Source organism: Runella zeae DSM 19591 (genome assembly GCF_000423565.1).
GTDB lineage: Bacteria > Bacteroidota > Bacteroidia > Cytophagales > Spirosomataceae > Runella > Runella zeae.
Genome location: NZ_AUIF01000003.1, coordinates 204660 through 227956, shown reverse-complemented (window position 1 = coordinate 227956; position 23297 = coordinate 204660). Strand labels below are relative to the sequence as shown.

The window sequence follows — 23297 nt, the reverse complement described above, 5'->3', positions numbered from 1 at the left end:
ATGACTAGTACTGTTCTTCAAGCCAGCCACATCAATAAGTATTTTTACGAACCCGAAAAGTTTCAGGTTTTGCAGAATATCAATTTTGAAGTAAAAAAAGGAGAATTTTTATCCATCATCGGCAAGTCGGGCTGTGGCAAATCTACCTTACTCTATATTTTATCTACGATGGATACGGATTATGAAGGTGTTTTGGACGTAAATGGTAGCCGCCTTACGGGTCTTAGTCAAGACCGTTTGGCTGATTTCCGAAACGAACACTTAGGGTTTGTTTTCCAGTTTCACTTTCTTTTACCAGAGTTTACGGTATTACAAAACGTAATGCTACCCGCCCAAAAACTTGGAAAATATAGTAACAAAGAAATAGAAGAGAGAGCCTACGAAAAGCTCAAACTAGTCAACATGGAAGCACACGCCCGTAAGCAGTCTTCTAAACTCTCGGGCGGTCAACAACAGCGCGTGGCCATCGCCCGTGCGCTCATCAACGACCCCACCATCATCATGGGAGACGAACCTACTGGCAACCTTGACAAAGCCAATTCTAATTTGGTTTTTGATATTTTCCGTAAGATTTCTCATGAAAATGGCCAAACCATCATCACCGTCACTCACGACCCCGACTTTGCCAAAGGCGGAGACAGAATCATCGAAATGTCAGACGGCAAAATCATAAGTGGAGGATAAAATCACTCCACTATGTGTCCTACAAATTGGGCCGTATTGTCAATGATTTTGCCACCTCGACGGTAGCCCAATCCACAAGCTTCGCCCGCCCAAAACACCCCCGCTTGGTAGCGCTGTCCGAGAGCATCTCGTGGAAATTCGACGTATTCTTGGTATATTTTTTCATAATCTCCGTAATCACCCTCAGCTGCCGAGACCACCGCCCCATTGCTTTCTAAAATACGCACATTAGCCCCTTCACGACCAAAAAGCACTTTTTCTACGCTCACTTTATTAGTCAAAGGCTGGCTCATCGTAGGCAATAAAAGCGGATGATTAGGATATAAATCCCACAGCAACTTTAAGATATACTTAGATTGAAACAACAAAGTATAGGCCGGATTGATAATCATCGCTTTTCCATTCTTAACGATTTGGGTCAGAATTTCGGCCAAGTCGGGTTCGTCATAGCCGATGTATTCCCAAGGCACGAGCTTAAACCAAAAGTCAAATTGTTCGAATTTACCATTGTGAGGATTTTGTTTGAAAATACCCTCACTAGGTGAAAATTCAACTTCATCCATATAGCTAAACTCCACATCAAAACCCGCCTCACGAGCCGCCTCTCCCAGCACCGCCACATTGGTATCGTCTTCGGGGGCATCGCGCATGGTCGAAAAAAGCAAAGTAGGTGCAAGGTGCATATTGCGACGACGAAGCTCCGCAAATTGTTCTTTCAAGGCTTCATAAACGTTATTGAATTGCTGGCTTTCGTCCATTTGATTGGCCTTAAGGTGCGCCCACTGGACCACCGCCGTTTCGGGAATACAGGTAGCCGTATCAGCATTAAATTCAATGAGTTTAATTGGCTCACGTTTTACCCCTCCGGCCAAATCAAAACGCCCATAAATATGCCAATGACGGTCATCTTCCCAGGTTATTTTGATAAGCTCAATAAGGTTTTCGGGAATACCCATTTCCTTCCATAAATTACGGTCTATGGCATGTTGGGCAGCTTCGGTATAAATCTCATATAATTCGTTGGCGGCATTGAAATACGCCTCTGCTTCATACGATTTGATAGTTACTACTTCATTGGCAAGATAAGGCAACGTATCAGCCCCTAGCATCCAATCCCAGCCTACATTTCGTAACTGAGCTTCAGGGTTTTGATTCAAATATCGAGTGTTTATCATGAACTGAATTTCTTAAACAATTAATTAATTTTAACCACCAAAACTGCGTCCGCTACGGCTAAAGAACCCACTTCTCCCACTACTAGGGCGCGAAGCCGAGCTTTTGCGATAGCTATGGTAACTATCATGAATTCCCGAAGAGCGCTGATATACCGAGGAGTTGGCATATACTCCCGAAGTATACTGTCGCTCGCGGCTTTCATTATAGTATTGGGAAGAATTATTACGCCCCAGCATATACCCCATCCCTCCCCACAAGAGCGCGTTGGAGAGAGAGCTACTGTGATGATAATGTGAGTGATAATGATTGGGATTGCTATAATAATCGCGCGTAGTGGAATCCGACCTCACCAATCCTCGCGCTTCAGCTACCGTAAGAGTGTCCCGTCTTCCGTCAAAATAACGAACAATTGCTCCGGCTTCAGATTCTTTGCTGACGGCCACTTCGTCCGTAATTTTAAACTCTCCCGGCTTCATTTCAGTAATGTAGGTTCTTACGGGGCGTCCTTTGTAAGATGTTTGTTGCTGATAGCCCTCATCCGAAGAACCTCCGCAGCTCTGAAGTGCCATACTTCCTTGAAGCAGCGCCACCGTCAGAGCAGCTCCGATTGTAATATCTTTGACAGTCTTCACGACTGTCCCTTTCCGAATAGGTGTCATGTTTGTAAAGGTTGGGGTGATAATCAACGATAAAGTTAATGTTTCATGGCTAAAAAAGGTGCAACAAAGATACGGCAGTGATTTAAAGGTCTGCAATCAAAATAGGATGAGTAGCTTTTTTCAAGAAAGGGTGTCTTGTAAAAACTGGATGAACGGCGTCAGACTATATGTTTTTAGCATTAAATCTACCTTTAAGAGTAGCTTTAAATGGTTTTCACCCTATATTTACGCCCAGTTTTAAAAAACCGTTAATTCACCAATAAATTCATAATCCCAATGAAAATTACTGTAGTAGGAGCAGGTGCAGTAGGCGCAACCTGTGCCGACAACATCGCCCGCCGTCAGTTGGCCCAGGAAGTAGTATTGCTCGACATCAAAGAAGGCTTGTCGGAAGGTAAAGCGCTTGATATGTTTCAAACAGCTACTTTGAACGGGTTTGATACTAAAATCACTGGTTCGACAAATGACTACGAAAAAACAAAAGGTTCGGAAGTGGTAGTTATCACTTCAGGAATTCCTCGTAAACCGGGCATGACTCGTGAAGAACTCATCGGTATCAACGCAGGTATCGTTAAGGGAGTTGCCGAAAACATCTTAAAATATTCGCCCAAGGCGATCATCATCATCGTATCTAACCCAATGGATACTATGACTTATTTGGCATTCAAAGAATTGGGATTGCCCAAAAAGCGTATCATTGGAATGGGCGGTATCCTAGATAGCGCACGCTTCAAAACTTATCTTTCGTTGGCGATGAATGTATCTCCTAACGACCTTCATGGAATGGTAATTGGAGGCCACGGAGATACTACAATGATTCCTTTGACTCGTTTGGCTACCTACAACGGTATTCCAGTAAGTCGCTTCTTGTCAGAAGAGCAACTACAGCAAGTAGCTGCCGATACTATGGTAGGCGGTGCTACTTTGACCAAATTGATTGGTACTTCGGCATGGTATGCGCCAGGCGCTGCTGTCGCTACTTTGGTAGAAAGCATCGTTCGTGACCAAAAACGCATTTTCCCATGTTCAGTATATCTTAATGGCGAGTATGGTCAAAAAGACATTTGTATGGGTGTACCTGTAGTGATTGGTGCAGGCGGTTGGGAAAAAATCGTTAGCCTTCGCTTAAGCGAATCTGAAAAAGCGGCTTTTGCCAAATCAGCAGACGCTGTCCGCAACATGAACAATGTACTATCAACAATGTAATTCTTTGATAGAAGTATTAAAAAAGCGGGGTGCCATAAGTACCTCGCTTTTATTTTGGGTAAAAGCCAGTGCTTATTATCTTTATTACTAAAAAATAAGGCTTACTTTTCATGAAAAAAGTATTAATAAATTGTTTAGTTGGATTAGTAACATCTTCGCTTTGGACTCAGGCTCAGAATCGCCCCATGACCGAAGATGATTATTATCGCATTGTTACACTACCCATCCCCGAAAACATACAACTCGAAATTGGTGGTGTAGCCGTATTGCCTGATGGCCGTGTGGCTGCTTCTACTCGGCGAGGGGAAGTGTGGATGATAAACAATCCCTACCTCAAAGGTTCAGGCCAACCCACTTACAAACGCTTTGCCCACGGCTTACATGAGCCTCTTGGTCTTTTGTATCGCCCTGATGGCTCTTTTTTGGTTTCACAGCGGGGTGAAATCACCCACCTTATCGACTCCGACAACGACGGCACCGCTGATGTGTATGAGTCTTTTTACAAATGGCCTCTTTCGGGCAATTATCATGAGTATTCTTATGGGCCCGTGTTAGCTCCTAACGGCGATTTGTTGGTGACCCTCAACCTTGATTGGATTGGCCGTGGCGCAAGTTTAGCAAAATGGAGAGGTTGGCTTTTAAAATTTGATGATAAAGGAAATATGACTCCCATTGCGACGGGTCTACGTTCACCAGCAGGCTATGCGGCGTTGCAGTCAGGAGATATATTTTATACCGAAAACCAAGGTGACTGGGTAGGCTCGGGCCGAATGACTCACCTTGAGCCCGGCGATTTTGCGGGTAATCCTGCCGGCCTCCGCTGGAGCCAAGAACCCGAATCGCCCGTCAAATTGAAAGAACAAGACATTCCCAACACGGGCGAGCCTCTTTATGAAGTAGCCAAAAGAGTACCTGGCTTAAAACCTCCAGCCGTATGGTTTCCTCATACGTTGATGGGCATCTCTACCTCCGACATACGCGAAGACATTACAAAAGGAGCATTTGGGCCTTTTGAGGGGCAACTTTTTGTAGGCGACCAAGGCCACAGCAAAATCATGCGCGTAATGCTCGAAAAAGTAAACGGCAAATGGCAAGGTATCTGTTTTCCTTTCCGTGAAGGTTTTCAATCAGGGATTTTACGAATGGTATGGGGGCTTGACGGGTCGATGTTTGTTGGTCAAACAAGCCGTGGATGGTCAGCTACCGGAAAAGACGATTTTGGATTACAACGTCTTGTATGGACTGGCAAAACTCCTTTCGAGATGAAGGCGGTTCGGTCCATGCCTGATGGATTTGAAGTAGAGTTTACAATGCCTGTTGACAAAGCAACCGCTCAGAATGTAGATTCTTATCAATTCAATACCTTTACTTATAAGTACCACCGTACGTATGGTAGCCCTATCATCAATGCGTCGGAACGAGTAATTCGTCATATTGCCGTGTCTGACAATGGTCTAAAGGCTCGCATTGTGCTAGACAGCCTAAAGCTAGGATATATTCATGAAATCAAAGCTGAAGGCGTTCGTTCTGCTGCTGGATTGCCTCTTTTACACAATGTAGGTTATTATACATTAAACGAAATTGCAGACGGGCAAAAAATCCCTAGCTCTCAGTGGAATGCCGCTCAGCCAAAGGCCGCGACTGTCACGACTGACCACAGCAATCATAGCATGCCTACCGCTACTCCTTCTACTAACAAAGGACCTGCAAGCGCTAAACGTAACACCGAACAACCCGCAGACTGGACAAACGGCCCTGACCAAACCATCATTGTTGGTACCAAACCGGGTCTTAAATTTGACATCAGTGATGTACAAGTAAAAGCAGGAAGCCGTATCAAATGGATTTTCAACAACAACGACGATATGCTTCACAATTGCGTGATTGTGAAACCCGGCACAGCCAACCCTGTTGGAGATGCTGCCATTAAGCTAGGTCTAAAGGGTTCGGATATGCAGTATGTTCCAAAATCGGCTAACGTGCTCTTTCATACTAATATACTGCAACCCGAGACAAGCGAAGCTATTTACTTCGTAGCTCCAAAAGAACCCGGAGAATATACATTTTTATGCACATTCCCCGGTCACCATACGCTTATGCAAGGAAAACTGAAAGTCACTAAATAATGAATGACTCTGTTACTGCCGGGTACGATTACTCATTTCTAATGGAGTAAAGTCTTTGAAGGTGCGGCCGATAGCTTTATCGGTCGCTTCTTTTTTATTCTCCCACCCGGCGTCTAAATCAAGTGTAACAAGCCCTTTGATCGCAAGAGCAGCTCGGAACTCATCTCTCTTTTTAGCAAAATCGTTTTGACGTCTCGCTGCTTTCAATGCAAACTCGCGAGCAAAAACATCTCCTTTATTCTGGATTTCGATTTTTTTCTCCAACACATAATTATAACGGTCGAGCAAGTCACGTAAAGGTTTTCCAATCACCTCCGCCGCTTCCAGCGCCCCAATCGTCACAATCGTAGTACCTCCTACTGCCGACACAATCGATTTTGTCTGAGGCGCTTTGATGACCGCTGGCGATAGCCCCGTGGTAGCGCCCAAGCCAGCATTTACCATTGAGCGGTTTTTCTTTCCTTTTTTAGCTTTCAGATAAGAACGCTTCAATTCTTGTTCTTTTTCACTTAGCTGAGTCACCAAATTCCAAGCTTCTACTAGCGAAGCTCGGTACAAGTCATACATCTGACGATCTTTTTCAGCTTCATTGACAGCATTCAGAATAGTAAACCTTATTTTTTGTTCATCACGATTCTGTTCTTTATCAATCACAAAAAAAGTAATTGTGAAAGATAAAGAGTCATTAGGATCCTTTACAAAGTCATAGCTAGGAGTCCAGATAAACTCATATTGATTAGGAGTATTTTTGACCAAAGTGCTTGAAGGCACATCTGGATTATCGGTCACAAAATCAAAAGCAGCAATATCATCATCTCCGTTGGGATCAGACAAGAAAAACTTAAGATTAATCGTCGTATTTTCTTTGTGTTTAAAATACTCACCTTTTGGAATTTGGATAATACTCGGAGGTAAGTCCATTTGCGTAGCTTCTACTTTGATGCGTCCTTTTGCACGGGATTTTGCAGGTTGGTCTTCTACCAAAAAATCAATGTAGATAGGCTGATTTTTAAGGTTATTGAATTGCGTAAGTGAGGGCTGCCATGTAAGCTCCCCTGCCGATGATAGTTTAGCCCCTTCGGGTAAAGTTTCCGTCACAGGAATCACCACGATAGGGTCACTGTCCTCGTCTTTGAGGGCATTCGGGTCTATTCGGTAAATATTTTGCGTACGGTTTTGTACATAAAACGGCTTGAGTTCTTCTACGCGTGGAGGGCGATTGACATGAAGAACTTTCAGTTCTATCGACCGAGTAGCGGTTTCGTTTTGATTATTGCGCGCCTCAAAAATAAGCTGAATTGATTTTTGGGTGTTGGTTCGGTCAGCCATATCATAAGAAGGTACCCACGAAAAATACCCCGTCGAATCAAACTCCATGCCTTCTACTAAGCCTTGCATGGCTACAAAAGTGACGGAGTCTCCTTTTCCTCCCACGGTTTTGAGAGTAAACTCAATACGGCTTCCTTCCGAAACTATATTCCAATTAGGTTCATTGGGTACTTCTATCTGAAAATTAGTTTTATTGTCTTGGGCCCAAATCAAATGAATACAACCAACGAACGCCAGAACAAAAAAATGAATTGAATATCTCATAATAGCAGCTAAATTCTCATCTGATTTAATACAACGCAAAATTAAGGCTTTGATTTCACGAGTCAGTCAAAAAATTGCTTTATTTCTACACCTTATTCAGAAAGACTTGAAAAATCAAGGCGTTTATTTGGACAATTTCAAGATTGCTCCAAAATTATTTATCCTTTACTAGACTTCTATTGATAATTACTTGATATTTAACAAAAAAGACCCCAAAAACACTTCAACAAACCATGAAATCTTTGATAGTCACATGGGCAATAAGCCTTCTATTTTCATGTTCTTTTGCACAGTCAACAAGGCTCCGTGATTTGGGAGTGAAAATAGGAATCCTACCAACGGGAAGCTTAAACGCAATCACTGACGTCAAAGGACTTAAAGTAGGTCACACTACCCTATCTATAGGTGACAGTATACGTACAGGTGTAACAGCGATTATACCTTACGAAGGTAATATATTTCAGCAAAAAATACCCGCCGCCATCGAATTAGGCAATGGATTTGGCAAATTGGCCGGCTATAGTCAAGTGGCTGAGTTAGGCAATATCGAAACTCCTATCGTACTTACCAATACCCTCAGCGTGCCAGTCGCTACGGGGGCTTTGGTCGAGTGGACACTGCGTCAAAAAGGTAACGAAACCGTTCGCTCCGTCAATCCTATCGTGGGAGAAACCAACGATAGCTATCTCAACGACATCCGAGGAAGGCATGTTCAGCAAAAAGATGTACTTAAAGCCCTAGAAAACGCATCTTCTGGCGCAGTCAAGGAAGGAAATGTGGGAGCCGGTACGGGCACGGTCTGTTTTGGATGGAAAGGCGGAATAGGCACCTCTTCTCGCAAACTCCCCGCCAAAGTAGGCGGCTATACGGTAGGAGTATTGGTACAAACAAACTTTGGGGGAGTACTCGAAATCGCAGGAGCGCCCGTAGGCGTCGAACTTGGAAAATACCCTTTCAAAGAAACCCTAGACAAATCGAGCGATGGCTCTTGTATGATTGTGGTAGCTACCGACGCTCCTCTGGACGCCCGTAATCTCAAACGTCTTGCCAAAAGAGCATTGATTGGACTAGGAAAAACGGGCGGGATTATGTCTAATGGAAGTGGAGATTATGTGATTGCATTCTCCACGGCCTATACTATTCCGCACGATTCCAATGGTAAACTTGAAACCTATCAGCTCATCCACAATGACGACACTTCTGGCCTTTTTTTGGCTGTAATAGAAGCAACCGAAGAAGCCATCTTAAATTCTCTCACTGCTGCCGAGACTACACGTGGCTACCAAGGGCATACAATCGAGAAACTTCCGCTTCCAGAATTGAAACAAATCTTAAAAAAATACGGAAAAATAAAATAAGAAGCTTTTAGCGACGCTCAGGCTGACTTTCCAAGTTGAACAAGTCATTCAATACATCAATGAGGGTTTCGGCTTCTCCACGTTTGCAGGCTGCTTTGAGCTGAAGTACTGGAAGTTTGATGATTTTTTGCATCATACTAGAGGTAATCTTATCCACTTTGGCTACTTCCTCTTCCGACAATCCCTTCATAAAACGCGACATCTCTTCTTGACGGATTTGTTCGAGGGCGTTTTTGAGCTTCTGAATGGTAGGAGATACCACCATTTCTTTTGACCAATCACTAAACTCTTCCAAGGCTTGAGTAATGATTGATTCTACGTGAGGTATAGAATCTAAACGACGGCTCAAAGCCTCATTAGCCCGGTTTTGGATATTATCTATGTTGTAGACAATCATACCCGGCACTTGCTCTACATCCGCAGCAATGCTCCTCGGCACCGACAAATCAATCAGGTATTTGAAAGAATAACGGGATGCAGATTGGAGAAGAGATTGAGTAATAAAGGGTTCATCTCTTACAATCGACGAAATAACTACGTCAGCTTTGTTTATTTCCTCTTCTACATTTTCAAAATCAGCAACCCCAAAACCAAGCTCAGAAGCAAGCGATTGAGCTTTTTGAAGAGTACGATTGACGATCGTAATATTGGTATATTCTTTTTCTTTGAGGTTACGACATACATCCGTTCCAATCTCGCCCACTCCCAATACCAAAATAGAAGGATTTTCTTTCAAGGCCGTTACTTGCTCAATAAGCTCCACCGCTACATATGAAGTAGAAGCCGCTCCATCTCTAAAAGAGGTCTCTTGAGCCACTCGTTTATTAGCAAAGAAAATAGTATGCAAAAGACGATGCAAAAAGGGCCCCGCCATTCCCAAATCTACTGACCATTGATAAGCATGCTTGACTTGGTTGGGAATTTGCATATCTCCTACTACTTGCGAATGCAACCCCGTAGCTACTTCAAACAAATGACGTACAGCCGCTTGCTGAGTAGAATAGTAAGCAAAATAAGGCAGATATGCTTCTGTATTGATGAGACCTTTTTCTATCAAGAGCAACTTAGCAATAGCCACGTTGTGGTCTTCGACAGAGTTATAATAAAACTCAGTACGGTTACAGGTAGAAACAACCAAAATATCAGAACCACCGAAAAATTCTTGCACTTTTACCATCAAGGCTTTGGCCTCGTCTTCATTTAATGCAATTTGCTCACGAATTTCAAGTGGAGCTGTTTTATAAGAAATACCAACACTTCTAAACTGTAGAGATTCCATGTCACTTACCTTACAAAAAGTTTACAAAGTTATTTCAAAAACCGTTTTCAAAGAATTAAAATGCGATTACAAAGTAATTTAGAACAAGTATAAATTAGACATAACCTATTTAATGCAAGATGGGCTTCTTTAAAAATGGGAATAATGACTTTTGACACCCCCAAAAACTGACTTTTGTCATATTTGTACGACCTCCTAACATATCTTGAGCCAAAAGCTATTAATGCACTATTACAGAGGCTCTCAGCGTTTGGATCTATGTACGCTTTTTCCCAAAAACTAGATGTGCTAATGACCTATCTTCTTTAATTTAGAAAGTATCTAAACAGCTACCGCCTACAGAAATCTGCTCATTTAGGGTGCTTTAGGTTAAAGTAATGTCACTTTTTTTGGGAGAGACCCCAATAGCTTTTTTAGATAAACAGTTGTATCCTTATAAATTTGTCGTTGATACTTCCCAATAGATTCTACAAAATCATCATTCTGCGCCTAATCAAAACATGAAGCTGCCTACTATAGATATTTACAGCCAAAAAAATTTGTATCAGATTTTTATTGGAATTAACCTTGCCCTTATTGGCATTGCCTCTGTTTTTTATACTTACAACATTGTCGAAAGCCTAGAAGCTCGCGAGAAGCGGCAGCTTACGGTATTTGCCCAACTCATTGAATATCAAGCCAATCACACAGACCTAACCGAAGATTACACTTCTTTGTTTGAGATTGTGAAAGAAAATATCCAACAAAGCCGCATACAGACTATCATTTTGAGCGAAGATTTAGAACCCACTGGCGACATCAATTTAGACCTTCCAACCAATCTTCCCTTAGCGCAGCGACAAGTGCGTGTAAAGGAAGCTTTTGAAGAAATCAAAGAAGACAACCCTCCTATATTAGTTGATTTGTTAGGTACCAAACAGTACATTTATTTTAGTGACTCTCCCCTATTAGTACAGATGCGTTACTATCCTTATGTACAGCTATTAAGCTTATTGGTTTTGGCTTTCTTGGCCTATCTGGTTTTCAGTGCCTCGCGAACCGCCGAGCAAAACCGCGTTTGGGTAGGTCTTGCCAAAGAAACGGCTCATCAACTCGGTACACCCATCGCTTCATTGATGGGATGGATTGAATTTTTTCGTACCGACCCCGAACGCTATCCTGATGAATATACCCTTGAAATGGAAAAAGACATCAAACGGCTGGAGATGATTACGTCTCGTTTTTCTAATATTGGCTCTACTCCTACGATGAAGTATGAAAAGATAGCCGAAGTGGTAGGCCCTTTCTTAGATTATCTCAAACGCCGCATCTCTACCAAAGTAGAGCTTACCTTTGTAAATGAGCTTGATACAGAGAAAACTATGTTTTTGAACCGAAATCTTTTTGAATGGGTCATTGAAAACATCTGCAAAAACGCCGTAGATGCCATGACGGGTGTCGGAGCTATCAAAGTCAGGATGTTTGCCCTTAACAAACAAGAGGTTGCGATTGATATAAGTGATACCGGAAAGGGCATTCCTCGTTCGAGTTGGCAAAAAGTATTCAAACCAGGTATCAGTACAAAAAAACGAGGATGGGGATTAGGACTAACTTTGGCCAAAAGAATTGTGGAAGAGTATCATGGTGGTAGGCTTTTTGTCAAATCTTCCGAAGTAGGGAAAGGAACTACTTTCAGAATTATTTTACGAAGGTGAGTTTAGTCCTCAGTCGGGCCTTCTTCACGGGTTTCCTTTTCAAGTTTTTCTTGAGCTAGCTCTTTATCTTCTTCCGTCGGCTCAGGCTCGTCATGAATTATCGCTGCCCGTGGCTCATATTGAAGCTTTATATACATCGGAAAGTGATCCGAACCACTATTTTTGAGACGAGCAATTTTGATGAGTGTAAAGTCTATCGAACAAAAAACATGGTCGAGAGGAAAACGAAGAAAGGGAATTTTGGCATGAAAAGTATTAAAAAAGCCTCTCCCACGCCGAGGATCTAACAAGCCGCTCATTTTTTGGAACAAAGAGGTAGTATAGCTCCACGCTACATCATTCAGATCGCCACAGACCAATACGGGCAGCTTACTTTCTTTGGCCATTTTTGCCACTATCAAAAGTTCTTTGTCTCGTTCTGTTGAACGCGGGTTTTCTTGAGGAACAGGAGGCGTAGGATGAATACAAAAAAGCTGGATAAATTCTCCCGACCTTAACTGTAGCTTGGAGTGAATAGAAGGTACACCTTCCTCTACCAAGTATTCTACTCGCTCTTCGGACAAAGGAAGTTTAGAATAAAGCAGCATCCCGTACGTATTTTCGAGAGGGACATGCACAAAATAAGGATAGGTTTTTTCTAGCGCGGCTAAATTCTCCTTCCACCATTGATCAGTTTCGGAAAGCAATACAATATCCGAATCCACTTGGGCAAATAGCTTAAGAAAAGGCTGACAAGAGCGATTGTATTGATATACATTCCACATTACTAGGCTCACCGTACGGTCGGGATTAGTGATATGAGTTTTGAGTAACTGTTTAGAAGCAAAAGGTGTAAAAGGAAAAACCTGCCAAAAAAGATAAATACTAGTGCCCAGCATTACCATTATTACTCCCCAATCTTTCCAATCATTTCTGAAATCCACAAAGGGATAAATCAATATGATAGAAAGTGCCAATAGGAGTTTCTGTACACGAGGAAACTCAAACACGCGAAACGTCCAATAATCGCTTCTGACAAAAGGCAGGAGTGTGGTGACTAAAATGAATCCACTCAACGATTGTAAAAACAGCTTCAAGGTATTGCAGGATTGAAAGGTCTACAACATTAGTGAATAAACACCCTTTATCAAAAACTGTAAGCAATTATTTGCAATTAAATAACGTCAATCAAAGAAGGAGCAAATAGCCCAAAACTCGTTTTCGCACAATATTTTTCTAAAAATTTGTGCATTTCTATAAAAAATATCCAAAATACAACAAACGGGTATTTGGGTTTGATATAACAAACAACTAATTTTGCGGCCTGAATGGATGAGTTAATAGTTATCCGGGTCTTCGTTGAATCTTAATTCCAAAATTATCAACGAGTAACGATAACCATTAACGGATAACAAATAACTGATAACGTTTATTTTATAATAATGGCAAACACAACAAACATAGGCAAAGTAACGCAGGTGATTGGCCCAGTTGTGGACGTGAGTTTTGAGGGAGAAGGCAAACGGCTACCAGCAATCCTTGACGCATTGGAACTAACCAAGCCTAATGGACAAAAGGTAATCTTAGAATGTCAGCAACACCTTGGAGAAGATCGCGTACGCACTATTGCGATGGAAGGTACCGAAGGTATCCAAAGAGGTCTTGAAGTAATCGACCTTGGAGGCCCCATCAAAATGCCCATCGGGGAAGATATAAAGGGTCGCCTCTTCAACGTGGTAGGTGACGCTATCGATGGTATGAAGCAAGTTGATAAGTCAAACGGCTTATCAATTCACCGCTCTGCTCCAAAATTTGAAGACTTAGCCACTTCTACCGAGGTTCTTTATACCGGTATCAAAGTGATTGACCTTTTAGCACCTTATGTAAAAGGAGGTAAAATCGGTTTGTTTGGTGGTGCGGGTGTAGGTAAAACAGTATTGATCCAAGAGCTTATCAACAACATCGCCAAAGCTTATGCTGGTCTTTCAGTATTTGCAGGGGTAGGTGAACGTACTCGTGAAGGAAACGACTTGATGCGTGAAATGATCGAAGCGGGTATCATCAAGTATGGTGAAGCTTTCAAACATAGCATGGAAGAAGGTGGCTGGGATCTGTCGAAAGTAGATTATGAGGAGCTCAAAAATTCTCAGGCGACTTTCGTGTTTGGTCAAATGAACGAGCCTCCAGGAGCGCGTGCTCGCGTAGCTTTGTCAGGATTGACCGTAGCTGAGTACTTCCGCGATGGCGACGGCACCGGCCAAGGTCGCGATATTCTTTTCTTTATCGACAACATCTTCCGCTTTACTCAAGCAGGTTCTGAGGTATCAGCTCTTTTGGGGCGTATGCCATCAGCGGTAGGTTATCAGCCTACGTTGGCTACCGAAATGGGCGCCATGCAAGAGCGTATTACTTCTACCAAGCGTGGTTCTATCACTTCGGTACAGGCGGTATACGTTCCTGCCGATGACTTGACTGACCCTGCTCCTGCTACCACTTTTGCTCACTTGGATGCCACTACGGTATTGAGTCGTAAAATTGCCGAGTTGGGTATTTATCCTGCGGTGGATCCGCTTGATTCAACTAGCCGTATCCTTACCGCAGAAACTCTCGGTGATGCCCACTATAACTGTGCTCAACGCGTAAAAGCTATCTTGCAACGTTACAAAGAATTGCAAGACATTATCGCAATCTTGGGTATGGAAGAATTGTCAGAAGAAGATAAGCTTACCGTAAACCGCGCTCGTCGTGTACAACGTTTCTTGTCACAACCATTCTTCGTAGCTGAAGCGTTTACCGGCTTGAAAGGGGTACTTGTTGATATCAACGATACTATCAAAGGCTTCAACCAAATCATGGATGGAGATTTTGACCACTTGCCAGAAGCAGCCTTCAACCTTGTCGGTACTATCCAAGACGCTGCCGAAAAAGGTGAGCGTCTGTTGAGAGAAGCGGCGGGTAAATAATTTGGAAATGAGTTGATTTGAAAATTTGGAAAAGAGCATTTTCAAATTTTCAAATTTTCAAATTGATATACTATGACACTAGAAATCATTACTCCTGATAAAAAAGTCTTTTCAGGCGAAGCCAGTGCGGTAACGTTCCCTGGCACCGAAGGGCAGTTTCAAGTATTAAATAGCCACGCGCCCCTCGTAAGTACCCTTGGCAAAGGCAATATCGTCGTAGAAGGCTCTCATAAAGAAACTTTTACGGTAGACGGTGGTGTAGTAGAAGTACTCAACAACAAAGTGCTTGTACTAGCCGAATCGATTTTATAGGTGCTTTTGCACCCAAAAATACCAGCGTGGGACTCTAAAAGTTCCACGCTTTTTTTGTGCTTCTTTCTTTAAGCTTTTCTTTATCATTTAATCTTTTTCACTATTTTCAAAGTATATTTCAACAAATCACAAAATCATAAAAGATGAAATCCATTCAGCGTTTGGGTCTAATTATTTTCTTGTTAGGCTTTGGATTGTGGCTTTATACTTTGTCAATGAATGAATTTAGGCTTACGACAACGATTTTAGAAAACAATCTTAAGCCAGAGCATCAAGCCACTTTGGGAAAAGCCTTACAACCTTTGCTCAACAAAACTTACACCAATGGATGGCTTTTTACTTATGAATTTGACCAAATTTTCAATCGTCTTAATAACTCCTACAAAGCCGCTCAACAGTGGGATAAAGTCATTTATGACGAATATAGTTTTAATATTACTAAAGCATCTGCTAGCGGCCCACTCAAAACCCAGCCATTTTTGTGGTTGTTTTTGACCTTTGGCTTGTCCATTATAGGAATACTACTCTACATACTTCCTGATATTCAACAGCTTGCAGGCATCAAAAACAATCATATTTTTCAAAATGGGGCAACTTCTCGTGGATGGATTGGCTGGGGAGTAGGCACTTTTCTGATTTTTTTCTACATTCTTCTTTATTATTATCCCCAATATTTAGTCAATTGGACGATATTGGTCGACCCCATCAGCCAATCATTAAATGGCGGCGAAGCTAGTCGGTGGTTTTTGTACGGCTTTTTGTACACTGTCTGCGTAGCGGTAATGGGTATCAGAATGCTTATCAAATACCGCCATAGCCGCTATCAACAATGGCGAACCCTGTCTGTGGTTTTTTTCCAGACAGCCATCGCTTTTATCCTTCCCGAAATACTGGTCAGCCTCAACAAGCCCTATTACGACTTCAAAAATATCTGGCCTTTAGATTATGATTTTTTCTTTGACTATCACCTAAACAGCCTGATTCAAAGCGGTGGACTGGGCATTTTTATGTTGGTATGGGGTATCTTGCTTTTCTTGGTGGGAGTTCCTATCATGACTTATTTTTTTGGAAAACGTTGGTATTGCTCTTGGGTGTGCGGATGTGGCGGCCTTGCCGAAACACTTGGTGACCCCTATCGCCAACTCTCTGACAAATCACTTAAATCATGGAAAATAGAACGTTACCTTATTCATGGAGTACTGGCATTTGCAGTAGTGATGACCGCTATGGTGCTTTACACGTATTTTACAGGCTCGGCTAACGTGCTTTTTATAGATAGTAATAGCGTCCGTTCTGCTTACGGATTTTGGATTGGAGGTATTTTTGCAGGAGTGGTAGGAACGGGCTTTTATCCTCTAATGGGCAATCGAGTATGGTGCCGGTTTGGTTGCCCTTTGGCGGCCTATTTAGGCTTATGGCAAAAAAAGAAATCACGTTTTAGAATTACTACCAATGGCGGACAATGTATTTCGTGTGGCAATTGTTCTACTTATTGCGAAATGGGCATCGACGTACGAGCTTATGCCCAACGTGGCCAAGATATTGTGAGATCTTCTTGTGTAGGTTGCGGGATTTGTTCCGCAGTATGCCCTCGCGGCGTCCTTAATCTTGAAAATGCTTCAGAAAATTCGCGCGTCATGATTGCTCCTGAAATATTACTTGGCAATGACATGAACCATCAACACCGTCAATCCTAAAATCCATAACGAAGCCCTGCTCCTAGTCCAAATAACTGAGGTTTAGCTTCAAAAATCGCACTCGACCGCGTCGTCGAACCTAATGATTGCTGGTAATTGCCACTCACCAAAGTAGTCCAATGTTTATTCATACGATACTGGACTCTCAATCCAGTACTAGCCGACAACGACAATGTACGATAGGGATTGTCGGCACCACTCACAGTCACTATTCGCTCTTGTCCAGTTTCGAAACTATTTCGTAGAAAAATATTATTTACCACTCCACCCAATACCCACAATGAAAGCTTGCTTTTGGCTTTGATGATGGCATACCCAGCTTGTACAGGTACTTGAAGGTATTGATAAGAATTACTGATGCTTTGAGTAGTAGCCAAAGTCTGAATTTGTGATTTGTCGGTGATAAATCCAGGAAAATCACTGGTAACGTTCTTGGAGTTATTAGTACTATAATTTACAGCGGCCTCCAAGTTGTTGACATAGGTATTGCTGAAGACGTCAAATCCGCTTGTTCCTTCAAACCTTGAATTTCCTTGTAAATAATTCAGCCCTGTTTCCAGAGACCAGCGTTGGTTGAGTTGAAGCCCACCCTGCCATTGTAAAGCATACGAAAGAGACGGGCGATTGGTACTGGTAGTGCTGCGATTGGCGACATTTGCCAACGCATACTGACCTGATGCATTAAATGCTCTATTAGAGGCGTTTCCACCAATCGACACGCCTGCATTATAACTTGCCGGCATTACTCCTACAGAGGCCCAGTATTCTTTTGGGAGAGATTTTTTCTTATTTGCAGACTCGCTGGGTACCTCTTGATAAGCCACCCAAGGTTGCCGTTCTGTAAGTCCCAGCAAGTCTTGCAAATTTTTGATAGAAATTGAATTAATAGAACGTGATACGGATATAATGTCTTGATTGGTAGCTGCTGCTACCGCCTCTGTACTTGTATTTTCCACATTAGAAAGAGAGAGTTCAGTAGAAGGCCGCTTCTCAATTTTAGATGCCACAGCATTAACTTCTGATGTGGGCGATAGTTTCTCATTTTGGGAGTTCGTTTTCAGGGTCTTTGTAGACTTTGGGGAAGAAAAAGCCAACTCAGCCAACTCTTGTTTTTTAGGCGATTTTAGAGACGTAGCGGCTTCTTCTCTTGCTGTACTCTTTTGTGGTACTTCAGCAACCGAAGCTGCCGCGTTAGGAGCCAATATCGCATTGTTTTTTTCTACCCTCTTACTTTTAGCATTACTTTGAGCAATATCATTTGGGGAGCTAGTAGTTTGGTTGAACCACCCCACTCCCACCGATAGCATTATGAGCGCTACACTTGCTGCAGCAAGCCATCTCATACCCTGAGCACTTTTCCAAAAAGGTACAATCAAGGCACGCTCTTCGTCTTCATCCAATCTTTCCTCAATTTTTGCCCACACCGAAGCCGGAGGAGCTTCTTCTGCCTCCTCAAAAGCTTTGCGCCAGTTGTACTCAAAATTATTTTCTTCCGCAGTATCCATTTCTCAATTCCAAACTTATTTTTCTTACTTACTTCCTCTCTGCACTTTCTAATATCTTGGCTTGTAATAATTGTTTCGCGCGAGCATATTGCGATTTAGATGTACCTTCTGATATACCTAGCATTTCCGCGATTTCGTTGTGTTGATACCCTTCTATTGCGTAGAGATTAAATACCGACTGACACCCCGGTGGCAATTCTCTGACCATCGCTAATAGCTGTTGGTACTGAATGCCCGAAAGTGCGGTTTCGGTTTCGGAGGCTACTTCCATATGATTGTCTACATCGGCTTGATCCAAATAAGGTTTTTCTTTGCGTAGATATGAAATAGCCGTATTGATAACCACCCTCTTTATCCATGCTTCGAGCGGGCAGTCATAACGAAAGGTATGAATTTGACCAAAAACCTTTACAAATGCTTCCTGAAGCACATCTTCAGCCTCAAAACGACTACGTGTGTAGCGTTGACAGACAGCAAACATCCGCCCAGCAAAGCGCTCATAGAGCGTTCGCTGGGATATGCGGTCTTTATTTCGACACCCTTCTACTAACGTTCGTTCATCTTTCATGTATGCCGTTATACCCACAAGACGCTAGTGAGTACAAAAAAGTTGGAATGACACAGCAAAAATTTAAAAAACTTTAGGCCTTCGTCTTCAATTGTTCAATTAGCCTTAAAGCCTCGCTTATTCTTTTTTCCAATGCTTCCCAGTCTTGATTTTTGAGGATTTCGGGAGTCAGTAGGCGCGAACCTATTCCGACCGCATCGGCTCCCGCCCCAAACCAAGCTTTCAAGCTTTCGTGGGTTGGTTCTACGCCGCCTGTTACTAGCACTGTAGTCCAGGGCATCGGTGCTTTGAGTGCTTTTACAAACGACGGCCCGAGGCTATCGCCAGGAAATAACTTCACGATTTCGACGCCCCAAGCCTCTGCATTCGAAATCTCCGTCAACGTAGCGCAGCCTGGCAAATACGCTACTTTACGGAGATTGCATACTTTAGCTACTTCTGGATTGAAACTCGGACTTACGATAAAATTGGCTCCTAGTTGCAAATACAACGCTGCGGTAGCGGGGTCAATGATAGTGCCTACTCCAAGTACCAAATCGGGATAATCTTGCCGCGCAAATTTGACTAACTCTGCAAATAACTCATGCGCAAAATCACCCCTATTTGTCAACTCAAATGCTCTTATTCCTGCTTTATAGCTAGCTTTCAAAACATTTTTACAGATATCTAAGTCATTATTACTAAACAATGGAACCAAAGGAACTTGGTGCATTGCTTGATACACATGAAGACGAGAAAAGCGAGCCATAAGAAATTAAACAGTTTATGATTAAAATAAGTAAATAAGTACAATCAAACAAGGCCAATAACTTTCACTAAGTCACTGGCTATCAACCCAAAACAACAATTAACAGATACCAATTAACTGTGCGTGAGCCCTTAAATGAGTCTTTTGGGTGAACAATTTAAGGTTCCTTTTTAGTTAATTCAAAAACAACTTTTTCCTAATCACTAATGATTACAATTGTAGTCGGTACCAATCGCCGCCGTTCTAAGTCAAAACAAGTGGCCGAGTTTTATCAGAAATTACTCACCAACTTAAATGCCCCTAGTCAGATTTTAGACCTGTCTGATCTTCCTGATGATTTTATAAGAACGGCATTGTATGAAAATAACGGTAAAAACGAAACATTTAACCACTTTCGACAAATGATGCATGAGTCAAGCAAGTACGTTTTTATTGTACCCGAATACAACAATTCTTATCCTGGTGCTTTGAAAGTATTTATTGATGGCTTGAGCTACCCGAGCGAGTTGCTCCACAAAAAAGCCGCGCTCGTAGGAATTTCGGACGGTATGCAAGGCGGAGCTTTGGCGCTGAGTCATCTCAACGATGTATTTAACTATCTTGGCATGAATGTGCTCGCCCAACGTGTCAAGATTCCATTTATGAAAAAAAACTTTGTAGAAGGCAGCATTCAAGACAATCTTATCAACAGACTTATCCACGAACAAGCAGAATTGTTAGTAAATTTTTAAATTGCCGCCATTCCAATTTATCATCCATAAAATCATTGACACATGGCACATAGTTTTGATATTCCTTTTGAGGGACCATCCGACAAAATCTTAGAAAAAGCAAAAAAAGCAATCGAAGCCGGCAATGGCACCATGAGTGGTGACCCTTCCAAAGGTTCGTTTTCGCTACCCGCTGGCATTAGTAAAGTAAAGGGAGAATATTTGGTTGAAAACAGTACACTAAAAGTGACAATCACCGATAAGCCGATTTATGTGAGCGGCGACATGATTGAAAATATCCTAAAAAAACATCTCGCTTAAAAACACCAAGGTCATAGACTCGCAGTGGTCTATGACCTTGAATTCAAAAACTCCAGTGCTCTTCGTTCTGCCCAGGTATATTCGTCGTTTTTGACCAAAAAACCCACATGCCCCCCTGTTTTGGGCGTTTCGACAAAAATCAAATCGTGCTTTTCGGCCAAAGATTTAGGAACACAATCTTCATTGAGAATGGGGTCGTTTTGAGCATTGCAAATCAACACTGGCACTTTGACGTCTTTAATAAAATTGGCCGCTGATGCTTGTTCATAAAAATCGTCAGCATCGCGATATCCATTAATCGGTGCCGAAAAAAAATCGTCAAACTCTTTCCAAACTTTCACATTTTGGAGATTGCTCAAGTCAATCACCCCAGGATGAAGCGTCGCTTTATGGGTCATTTTCTTGACCAATTTTTTCATAAACCTTTCGCGGTACAAACGATTAGAGGGTAAATCGAGCAGTTGAGCACTTGTCTTGAGGTTGGTAGGTGCCGAAAACGCCGCTACACCGCGTATGATATCGGGCATATTTCGGCCCTGTACACCGGTATATTTGAGCGCAATATTCCCCCCCATACTATAGCCTACCAATACCACACTTTCGTAATTTTTGGTACGAATCGCATGATTGATGACCTCGCTTATATCTCCGATTTCGCCATGATTGTAGAGCCGAAAGGCTCGGTTCATCTCTCCGCTACACGAACGACAATTCCACGCCAATACGTCCCATCCGTGCTGCGCAAAAAGTTTGGCAGTCCCCTTGATATAATGCCGATGAGAATCACCCTCCAAGCCATGCGTTAAGACAACAAGTTTTTTGCTGGATTTGTCAATCCAATCAATATCTACAAAATCCCCATCAGACAACGTAAATCGCTCTCGCTCATACACTACTCCTTCGACCTTTCGTAACAAACTCGGTACAACTGTCTGTAAGTGACCATTAAACAAATACCGTGGAGCACCCGGATAAGAAGACTGACGAATAATGGGCATGGCTTTAGTTTTTTGCAAAGTTGAGGGTATTTTTTCAGAAATCCTTTTTGTACTTGCCAAAGATTATTCTGAATTTATCCCTAAACTTCACTAGTCCGTCGACTCGATAGGTTGATAGAGTAGAACTTTAGACGTAAATTTGCGGTTAGTATTTTTTATATACAATCAACAACTATAAACTCTGTATCACGATGATACGTTCTCTTGCCGACCGTGTATATTTGGACAATGCCGCTACTACCCCTATCGACCGCGAAGTAATCGAAGCCATGCTTCCGTGGTTGACAGAACAATACGGCAATCCTTCGTCTATCCATGGTCATGGACGAGTGGTGAAGTCGGCCATCGAGCAATCCCGCAAAACCGTAGCTAATCTGCTCAACACCTCGCCGGCTCAGATTTTTTTTACATCGGGTGGTACAGAAGCAGACAATACGGCCATCACGTGTAGCATAGAGTGTTATCAGCTTACGCACGCTATTTCGTCACCGCTAGAGCATCATGCGGTATTGCATACTCTAGAACATTTGGCAAAAGCAGGAAAAATCAAACTCAGCATGGTAAACCTCGACGCCAAAGGACACGTAGATTTGAATCATTTGGAGGAATTACTTCGTACTTCGCCGCGCTCTTTGGTGTCGCTCATGCACGGCAACAACGAAATCGGCAACTTGTTGGATTTAGAAGTAGTAGGAAATCTGTGTGAGCAATATAACGCCATTTTTCATAGTGATACAGTACAAACTATGGGACATTTGAGGCATGATTTAAAACACCTCAAAACGCATTTTGTAGTAGGTGCTGCTCACAAATTCAACGGTCCTAAAGGAGTAGGCTTTTTGTATGTAAACGATAATATCAAAATAACTCCTTACATCTATGGCGGCGCTCAGGAGCGCAATATGCGCGGTGGTACTGAAAATGTGTATGGAATTGTAGGATTAGCCAAAGCGCTCGAAATTGCTTACCGAGACATGGACGCGCATCGCCAACATCTGGAAATGCTCAAGAAAAGAATGATTGCAGGATTTCGCGATAAGATAGAGGGCGTACGCTTCAACGGAGATTGCGACAACCTTGAGCGTAGCAATTATACGGTGTTGAATGTTAGCCTTCCAGCCTCTGACATAAGCGATATGTTGCTTTTCAACTTAGACATTGCCAAAATCTCTGCCTCCGGGGGTAGTGCTTGCTCAAGTGGCTCAGAGGTAGGCTCACACGTATTAGGAGCATTGGGAGTTAGCCCTGACCGAGGGAATGTTCGCTTTTCGTTTGGAAAATACAATACTGAAACCGAAATAGACTATGCAGTAGAGACCGTCGCCGAAATGTATAAAACCGTGGCAGTTTGATAAGGCTGATAGAGAAAGAGATACACTAAAGATTGGAGCGTATAATAGCCCGACAGAACGTCAAAATTTGTAGTCAAAAAGGGTTAGGTTAGACTTCTCCGAAGTACTTATTGTAAATGAGAAAACTCAATGCTACAAAGATTAGGCTTCACCGAAGCCATTCTTACACCATAACGTTCTCCTATTCTGCCTCGGAGAGGCGCAAGGTTTGTAGCGGAAAAGTCCCCACAAAAAACAAATGACTTCGGAGAAGTCAAACAGAAGCAGAATATTAAACGACATTTATAAAAAGGATAGCTACCATAACTACTATGATAAACATAAAAAGACCTTCTATTTGCATTTGAGCATTTGTACATACTCAAAAAC

The 23297-nt window shown here is 42.4% G+C and carries 20 protein-coding genes; 11 read left to right on the top strand and 9 right to left on the bottom strand.

Translation table 11 applies throughout. From position 1 onward, the window contains the following. Positions 1-684 carry an ABC transporter ATP-binding protein gene (locus G563_RS0101055; RefSeq protein ID WP_028663657.1) on the top strand — a complete coding sequence of 228 codons (684 nt, stop codon included), beginning with the start codon at positions 1-3 and terminating at the stop codon, positions 682-684. A gap of 2 nt (positions 685-686) precedes the next feature. Here the strand turns inward: G563_RS0101055 and G563_RS0101050 are convergent, their stop codons facing one another. After that, the gene (locus tag G563_RS0101050) at positions 687-1859 is read right to left on the bottom strand and encodes a glutathionylspermidine synthase family protein (protein WP_028663656.1); all 1173 of its coding nucleotides are present in this window, start codon (positions 1857-1859) and stop codon (positions 687-689) included. A gap of 30 nt (positions 1860-1889) precedes the next feature. Next, entirely contained in the window at positions 1890-2519 is a 630-nt protein-coding gene (locus G563_RS0101045) for a Cj0371 family chemotaxis-regulating polar lipoprotein (RefSeq protein ID WP_028663655.1), read from the bottom strand. Positions 2520-2795: 276 nt separating this feature from the next. Here G563_RS0101045 and mdh point away from each other — a divergent pair, with 276 nt between their 5' ends. Together mdh and G563_RS0101025 are read left to right on the top strand one after the other, a co-directional pair. Beyond that, positions 2796-3725, top strand: coding sequence for a malate dehydrogenase (gene mdh, locus G563_RS0101035; RefSeq protein WP_028663653.1), 930 nt, complete (start codon positions 2796-2798; stop codon positions 3723-3725). Between the two features lie 110 nt (positions 3726-3835). Continuing rightward, positions 3836-5851, top strand: a complete 2016-nt coding sequence (locus G563_RS0101025) for a plastocyanin/azurin family copper-binding protein (protein ID WP_028663652.1) — start codon at positions 3836-3838, stop codon at positions 5849-5851. A 12-nt stretch (positions 5852-5863) separates the two neighbouring features. Here the strand turns inward: G563_RS0101025 and G563_RS0101020 are convergent, their stop codons facing one another. Beyond that, positions 5864-7444, bottom strand: coding sequence for a hypothetical protein (locus G563_RS0101020; RefSeq protein WP_028663651.1), 1581 nt, complete (start codon positions 7442-7444; stop codon positions 5864-5866). 233 nt (positions 7445-7677) lie between these two features. Between G563_RS0101020 and G563_RS0101015 the strand changes: the two genes are divergently transcribed. Continuing rightward, positions 7678-8802, top strand: a complete 1125-nt coding sequence (locus G563_RS0101015) for a DmpA family aminopeptidase (protein WP_028663650.1) — start codon at positions 7678-7680, stop codon at positions 8800-8802. Between the two features lie 7 nt (positions 8803-8809). Here the strand turns inward: G563_RS0101015 and hemA are convergent, their stop codons facing one another. Further along, positions 8810-10081 (bottom strand): glutamyl-tRNA reductase, encoded by a 1272-nt coding sequence (gene hemA, locus G563_RS0101010; protein WP_028663649.1) that lies wholly within the window; start codon positions 10079-10081, stop codon positions 8810-8812. 500 nt (positions 10082-10581) lie between these two features. Here hemA and G563_RS0101005 point away from each other — a divergent pair, with 500 nt between their 5' ends. Next, on the top strand, positions 10582-11775 hold the full coding sequence (locus tag G563_RS0101005) for an ATP-binding protein (RefSeq protein ID WP_028663648.1): 1194 nt from the start codon (positions 10582-10584) through the stop codon (positions 11773-11775). A 2-nt stretch (positions 11776-11777) separates the two neighbouring features. On the opposite strand, the gene G563_RS0101000 is transcribed toward G563_RS0101005, so the two are convergent. Continuing rightward, positions 11778-12851: an endonuclease/exonuclease/phosphatase family protein gene (locus tag G563_RS0101000; protein ID WP_028663647.1), complete on the bottom strand. Its 1074-nt coding sequence runs from the start codon at positions 12849-12851 to the stop codon at positions 11778-11780. 345 nt (positions 12852-13196) lie between these two features. On the opposite strand from G563_RS0101000, the gene atpD reads away from it, so the two are divergent. From atpD to G563_RS0100980, 3 genes are all read left to right on the top strand, one after another. Next, positions 13197-14717, top strand: a complete 1521-nt coding sequence (gene atpD, locus G563_RS0100995) for a F0F1 ATP synthase subunit beta (protein WP_028663646.1) — start codon at positions 13197-13199, stop codon at positions 14715-14717. A 72-nt stretch (positions 14718-14789) separates the two neighbouring features. After that, complete coding sequence (gene atpC, locus G563_RS0100990; RefSeq protein WP_028663645.1) at positions 14790-15029, top strand: ATP synthase F1 subunit epsilon; 240 nt, start codon at positions 14790-14792, stop codon at positions 15027-15029. Between the two features lie 143 nt (positions 15030-15172). Beyond that, positions 15173-16726, top strand: coding sequence for a 4Fe-4S binding protein (locus G563_RS0100980; protein ID WP_028663644.1), 1554 nt, complete (start codon positions 15173-15175; stop codon positions 16724-16726). On the opposite strand, the gene G563_RS0100975 is transcribed toward G563_RS0100980, so the two are convergent. From G563_RS0100975 to G563_RS0100965, 3 genes are all read right to left on the bottom strand, one after another. Beyond that, positions 16723-18231 (bottom strand): outer membrane beta-barrel protein, encoded by a 1509-nt coding sequence (locus G563_RS0100975; RefSeq protein WP_028663643.1) that lies wholly within the window; start codon positions 18229-18231, stop codon positions 16723-16725. The two genes, G563_RS0100980 and G563_RS0100975, sit on opposite strands and share 4 nt — an antisense overlap. 28 nt (positions 18232-18259) lie before the next feature. Beyond that, positions 18260-18799 carry an RNA polymerase sigma factor gene (locus G563_RS0100970; protein ID WP_028663642.1) on the bottom strand — a complete coding sequence of 180 codons (540 nt, stop codon included), beginning with the start codon at positions 18797-18799 and terminating at the stop codon, positions 18260-18262. A gap of 73 nt (positions 18800-18872) precedes the next feature. Continuing rightward, entirely contained in the window at positions 18873-19547 is a 675-nt protein-coding gene (locus G563_RS0100965; protein WP_028663641.1) for a bifunctional 4-hydroxy-2-oxoglutarate aldolase/2-dehydro-3-deoxy-phosphogluconate aldolase, read from the bottom strand. Positions 19548-19753: 206 nt separating this feature from the next. Between G563_RS0100965 and G563_RS0100960 the strand changes: the two genes are divergently transcribed. Both G563_RS0100960 and G563_RS0100955 read left to right on the top strand, forming a co-directional pair. Then, positions 19754-20278, top strand: coding sequence for an NADPH-dependent FMN reductase (locus G563_RS0100960; RefSeq protein WP_028663640.1), 525 nt, complete (start codon positions 19754-19756; stop codon positions 20276-20278). Positions 20279-20320: 42 nt separating this feature from the next. Continuing rightward, positions 20321-20578: a hypothetical protein gene (locus G563_RS0100955; RefSeq protein WP_028663639.1), complete on the top strand. Its 258-nt coding sequence runs from the start codon at positions 20321-20323 to the stop codon at positions 20576-20578. A 29-nt stretch (positions 20579-20607) separates the two neighbouring features. Here G563_RS0100955 and G563_RS0100950 read toward each other — a convergent pair whose 3' ends face one another. Further along, positions 20608-21576, bottom strand: coding sequence for a YheT family hydrolase (locus tag G563_RS0100950; protein WP_028663638.1), 969 nt, complete (start codon positions 21574-21576; stop codon positions 20608-20610). A 191-nt stretch (positions 21577-21767) separates the two neighbouring features. On the opposite strand from G563_RS0100950, the gene G563_RS0100945 reads away from it, so the two are divergent. Beyond that, entirely contained in the window at positions 21768-22928 is a 1161-nt protein-coding gene (locus G563_RS0100945) for a cysteine desulfurase family protein (protein ID WP_028663637.1), read from the top strand. Positions 22929-23297: the final 369 nt, after the last annotated feature.